Raw genomic sequence first — 3895 nt, 5'->3', positions numbered from 1 at the left:
TTCTCAACACAATAATTGCTTTTGCCGGGTTCAGAAGCGAGATGCTGATCTGCAAGTCAATTTCCTCTGATGGTTGCACAAGCCGGGCAAATCGTTCATTGACTTAAGTCAAATAATGAATGAATAATGCAGATAAAGCTGAACAGTTTTTCTGTTTTGACTCAACCAAAACAAAAGGTGATAATAAAATGTCCAGCAGGCGTCTTAGCCTTGATTTGCACCCGATCTTCAACAAGGGTCGCGAGATCGATGCCGCCCTGGAAAACGCCTTTCAGGAAGCCAGGCAGAAAAAAGCCAAAGAACTGGAGATAATCTGCGGAAAAGGAACAGGACAGTTGAAAAAACGAGTCCTGCGCTTTCTGGACCGGGATGACATAAAAAGCACTTACCACCGGATCAACAGGGATAAAGACAACTCGGGCAGGGTATTTGTCTATTTTCGCTGGCAAAGAGGCCAGTAACATGCCTGCAAAACCTGGAGGCATGAATACATCCAGGGCCGGAAGATATCAAGCAGTGATTATCAAGCTATTGACTAAAGGTATTGCCAATAAAAAGATCTGGATTTATTGTATCTGGAGTTTTAACGGCGAAAAAGATTTTTCAGCAACTCGAACAATAACCAAAGGAGGGCTTTATGGCTACACAGGCTTCTGACATCAAAAATAAACTTCAAGAGATTTATCCCGAGATCGCTCAATACGGAGTGGGGCTTCAGATTGACTACAATTCCGAAAAAAAGGCCTGGGAGGCCACTTTCGAAAAAGACGGCAACAAACTTTCAACACACCTGGAAGATACTGATGTAGACAACTGCCTTCTGGGTAAAAAGTGCTACAATTTCGGCATTCAGCTGGGGCAGTTCATCCGCAACTATTGCGAAGGCGGCGAGGCCTGCAAGCTGTAAGCAAACCTCAAAGCAAGGTTAGCTGCCAGGCAGCACAAATAAAAAAATCAAATGATTACAGGATGCGCCTGCAACAGTGTTACTTGCAGGCGCGTCTTCAATTAACCATGTTCAAGTTTTCAGCATATCACCTGCTGCACTTTTCAGCCATTTCCTCAAGTTCCTCCCAGCGTGCGTAAAGCCGCATCAGACCGGCTTCAGCCTGTTCCAGTTCACTGCAAAGCCTTTCCAGTTCCTTGGCGTCACTCATGACTTCCGGACGGTTCATCTTTTCCTTGAGGCCGGCCACTTCGTTTTCAGCCTTTTCAATATCGCCTTCAATGCTTTCATATTCCCGCTGGTCCTTGAATGACATCTTGTTCTGCTGCCTTGGTCTGGGCTTTGCTTTTTTCCCGGACTGAACTTTTTGTTCAGGCTTGTCCGTCTGGGCAGCTTCCCGTATATACTGGACATAATCGGCCACAAAAGTGGCCCTGCCCTGACCGTCCAGGTAAAGAAGCCTGTCGCAGAGATTGTCCAGAAACATCCGGTCATGGGAAATAAGCACTATGGCCCCGGGAAATTCTTCCAGACTCTGCTCCAGAATTTCCAGGGTGGGGATGTCGATGTCGTTGGTGGGCTCGTCCAGAAGCAGGACATCGGCAGGCTTGAGCATGAGCCTGGCAATAAGCAGCCTGGACTGTTCACCTCCCGACAGCCTGGACACCGGCAGGGGGAGCTGGTCCGGGTCAAAGCGCATGCGCCTGGCCCAGGACACCACGTGCAAAGCCCTGCCCTGGTAAACCACCTGGTCGCCGCTGGGGCACAGGGACTCCTGCAGGCTCTGTTCCTGGTTCAGCTGCTCCCTGTTCTGGTCAAAATGTACCACCTTAAGTCCCTCAGCCCATTGCACCGTACCCGAGTCCGGTTCCATCTCCCCGGACAGGATCTCCAGCAGACTGCTTTTGCCGGTACCGTTTCGGCCCACTATGCCCAGACGGTTTCCCGGAGAAAGAGTCAGGTCAAGGCCTTCCAGGAGTGTGCGGCCCTGGCGCTTGCAGGAAACATTTCTGCAGTGAAGAAGCTTTCTGGTCTTGCGGCCGGTACCGGAAAATTCAATTTCAGCCGCCCTGTTTCCGGCATTTCTGGATCTCACCTGGCTTAGCTCTTCCTGCAGAGCCAAGGCGGTTTCTTTTCTGTGTTTGGCCTTTGTGGTCCGGGCCTTGGGCCCCTGGCGCAGCCACTCGATTTCCCTGCGGGTCTTGCTGGCCAGTCTCTGCTCCAGCTTTTCCCGGGACTGGGTAAATTCCTGGCGCTTCTCCAGGAAGGTGGAGTAGCTGCCTTCCACCCGCAGACACCCTTCCGGATATATCCTGCTCAATTCCACTATCCGGTTGGTAACATTTTCCAGGAAAGCCCGGTCATGGCTCACCAGGACAAAGGCGAAATCCGGATTTTTAAGGACATTTTCCAGCCAGAGTATTCCTTCCAGGTCCAGGTGGTTGGTAGGTTCGTCCAGAAGCAGCAGGTCAGGCTCCTGCAAAAGCGCCCTGGCCATGGACAGTCTTTTGAGCCATCCCCCGGACAATGTACAGACCATGGTGTCCAGGTGAAAAAAGCCCATCTGCCCGGCTGTTTTTTTCAGGCTGACATAGCTTTCCGGATCATGGTCTACACTCTCCATGACCTGCATAAGGGCCTGCTCAACCGTCTGGTCCCGGTCAAAATTTTCAGTCTGGGGAAGGTAAACCAGCCTTGTATCCCGCCTGACTGTAAGTTCACCCGAGTCCGGGGTTTCCATTCCGGCCAGGATCTTGAGCAGGGTAGACTTGCCCGATCCGTTGGGTCCTATGAGGCCGGTACGTTCCTGGGGGAAAAAACCCAGGCTGAGCTCTGAAAAGAGTTCCCTGCCGGAATAGGCCTTCTTTATACCATGACAACTTATAAGTGGAGTTGAAGACATGTAACTACCCTTTTCAAATACTTAAACAAGCATGAAACAACTTGATTTTTTTATTAAAAACTTCCAGATTCAGCAGGTAACCATAAGCACCACAATTCAGGGGTATATATGAGCCAGATTGACTGGAATGACTTCCAGAAAGTAGACATCAGAGTCGGAACCATTACCGAAGTCCATGATTTTCCCGAAGCAAAAAAACCTGCTTTTAGACTGGTGGTGGATTTTGGTCAGGAAATCGGCACCCTCAAATCCAGCGCGCAGATCACTGACTTGTACGACAGGGACTCCCTGCCTGGCAAACAGGTAATAGCTGTGATCAACTTTCCCCCCAGGCAGATAGGCCCGGTCATGTCCCAGTGCCTGGTGACCGGATTTCATGACCAGAACGGAGCAGTGGTCCTGGCGGTGCCCGATGCCCATGTACCAGACGGAACCAGGCTCTGCTGAAAATCGAATTGCTAAAACCAGCTCATCACAGGTGAACAAGATGAAAGTCCTGTATATTGCAGCAGAATGCAAGCCGTTTTCCAAGGTTGGCGGAGTGGGAGACGTGGCCGGGGAACTTCCCCCTGCCCTGAAAGAACAGGGAGTGGACATAGAAATAGTCACCCCCTGCTATGGGCAGACCCTGCAGAAAGACCCCGCGCTGAAATCTTTGACCCCGGAATATGAATACTCCCTGACATTTCACGGCGCAAGAGAGCAGATAAGTATCCTGCGCACAGAAACCCGCGGGGTTCCGGTGAACCTGCTGAAAAACCCGGCCTATTTTGAGACGGATTACTCCCAAAAGCCGGACAAAGCCCCCTTCAATCATCCCCTGCTCTTCAAGAATGATTATTCCACCCCTTATGTGTACAGCCGGGAAATACCTTACTTTGATGACGCACTGCGCTTTTCCTTTTTCTGCAGGGCCTGTCTGCCCCTGATCCAGGAAAAGAATCCGGATATTGTCCACATAAACGACTGGGTCATGGGATACCTGCCGGGCTGGATGAAGATCATGAACATGCCTGGGAAGACGGTGCTGACAATCCACAATATAG

Annotated in this window: 5 protein-coding genes; 4 read left to right on the top strand and 1 reads right to left on the bottom strand. The window is 50.7% G+C overall.

The genetic code is table 11. From position 1 onward, the window contains the following. Positions 1 to 188: 188 nt before the first annotated feature. Complete coding sequence (locus D5S03_RS10335; protein ID WP_008869062.1) at positions 189 to 461, top strand: Smr/MutS family protein; 273 nt, start codon at positions 189 to 191, stop codon at positions 459 to 461. A gap of 176 nt (positions 462 to 637) precedes the next feature. After that, positions 638 to 907, top strand: coding sequence for a hypothetical protein (locus D5S03_RS10330; RefSeq protein ID WP_287043862.1), 270 nt, complete (start codon positions 638 to 640; stop codon positions 905 to 907). 127 nt (positions 908 to 1034) lie between these two features. On the opposite strand, the gene D5S03_RS10325 is transcribed toward D5S03_RS10330, so the two are convergent. Further along, positions 1035 to 2849 carry an ABC-F family ATP-binding cassette domain-containing protein gene (locus tag D5S03_RS10325; protein WP_287043861.1) on the bottom strand — a complete coding sequence of 605 codons (1815 nt, stop codon included), beginning with the start codon at positions 2847 to 2849 and terminating at the stop codon, positions 1035 to 1037. A gap of 108 nt (positions 2850 to 2957) precedes the next feature. Between D5S03_RS10325 and D5S03_RS10320 the strand changes: the two genes are divergently transcribed. Next, positions 2958 to 3296, top strand: a complete 339-nt coding sequence (locus tag D5S03_RS10320; RefSeq protein WP_287043858.1) for a tRNA-binding protein — start codon at positions 2958 to 2960, stop codon at positions 3294 to 3296. A gap of 40 nt (positions 3297 to 3336) precedes the next feature. Beyond that, a partial coding sequence (locus D5S03_RS10315; RefSeq protein WP_287043857.1) for a glycogen/starch synthase occupies positions 3337 to 3895 on the top strand: 559 nt, incomplete at its 3' end.

Origin of the sequence: Desulfonatronospira sp. MSAO_Bac3 (genome assembly GCF_003838035.1) — a bacterium.
GTDB lineage: Bacteria > Desulfobacterota > Desulfovibrionia > Desulfovibrionales > Desulfonatronovibrionaceae > Desulfonatronospira > Desulfonatronospira thiodismutans.
Note: the sequence above shows the minus strand (reverse complement) of the source record. Positions and strands in the feature narration are given on the sequence as shown.

Excerpts from the sequence above, each read along its gene's own strand:
- D5S03_RS10335 (WP_008869062.1), top strand. The coding sequence starts at position 189 with ATGTCCAGCAGGCGTCTTAGCCTTGATTTGCACCCGATCTTCAACAAG.
- D5S03_RS10330 (WP_287043862.1), top strand. The coding sequence starts at position 638 with ATGGCTACACAGGCTTCTGACATCAAAAATAAACTTCAAGAGATTTAT.
- D5S03_RS10325 (WP_287043861.1), bottom strand. The coding sequence starts at position 2,849 with ATGTCTTCAACTCCACTTATAAGTTGTCATGGTATAAAGAAGGCCTAT.
- D5S03_RS10320 (WP_287043858.1), top strand. The coding sequence starts at position 2,958 with ATGAGCCAGATTGACTGGAATGACTTCCAGAAAGTAGACATCAGAGTC.